This is a genomic window from Photobacterium andalusiense, assembly GCF_900185625.1.
Classification (GTDB): domain Bacteria; phylum Pseudomonadota; class Gammaproteobacteria; order Enterobacterales; family Vibrionaceae; genus Photobacterium; species Photobacterium aquimaris.
This window is the reverse complement of record NZ_FYAJ01000042.1, coordinates 1-969: the sequence shown is the minus strand read 5'-3', so window position 1 is coordinate 969 and position 969 is coordinate 1. Positions and strand designations below refer to the sequence as shown.

The window sequence follows — 969 nt, the reverse complement described above, 5'->3', positions numbered from 1 at the left end:
ATTGGCAGGCTTTTGTAGCCAATCACCATCGGTGTCTTGCGCCTGAATCGGCACATCAATGGTGATTTTATCGTTAACACTATCAACTAAACCATCGACACCACTGTCGGTGTGGTTTAACGGTTTGTCTTGAACAATCGTTACTGTGACGTCGATATCGTGACCGTTCGTCGCTTGGACTGCATCCAATGAGACTGTTACCACTTGCTCGCCGTCAGCGGTCACACCGACTAATTGTCCGGTGGTGCTGTCATAGCTAAAGCTGATCGCTTGATTATCGCCCGTAGTTAACTCTGATGATAATTCATCAATTAATTTGGTTAATTGGACTGAATCGATAACCACAGTCTCAGGATTAAGACGATCGGCACCTGCCTCAATCACTATCGTAGTATTGCCCGATACAGGGTAGCCTTGCTCTCCAGCCTGAGGGGTTAAATCACCTTCGGTAATGGTGATCTCACCGTGCTCATTACCGCCCGCATCTGCACCATCATTAATGGTGATCACTACCTGACCGTTCGCGGTATCGCCATCATTATCCGTTGCCGTCACACCAAGATTAATGTTGGCAATGTCAGCATCGTTTTGATCAATGGGGCCTGTAACTTCAACCGTGTATGAGCCATCTTTCGCAATCGTTACTACCATCACTGGCTTATCGTGACTGTCAACCACAGTTAATACGTTACCGTTAACTGTAAATGTGGTCGCGGTACCATTACTGGTTAAACCTTGAAGGCTTGGCTGGTCGGCATTGAAATCAAGCTGATGAATTGCATCTGAGCCGACATCCAGCGGCACTTCGCCGCTAATAACTTGACCATTTTGGGTAGTTTTATTAATGGTGGTGCCACTGTCAGTGCCAAATTCTGGGTTGGCACCATCAACAATGGTGATATCAACATTGGCAGGCTTTTGTAGCCAATCACCATCGGTGTCTTGCACCTGGATCGGCACATCAATGGT

General features: G+C 47.1%; 1 pseudogene. It reads right to left on the bottom strand.

From position 1 onward, the window contains the following. Nucleotides 1-969, bottom strand: a pseudogene (locus tag PAND9192_RS20760) (hypothetical protein); the annotation flags it as partial.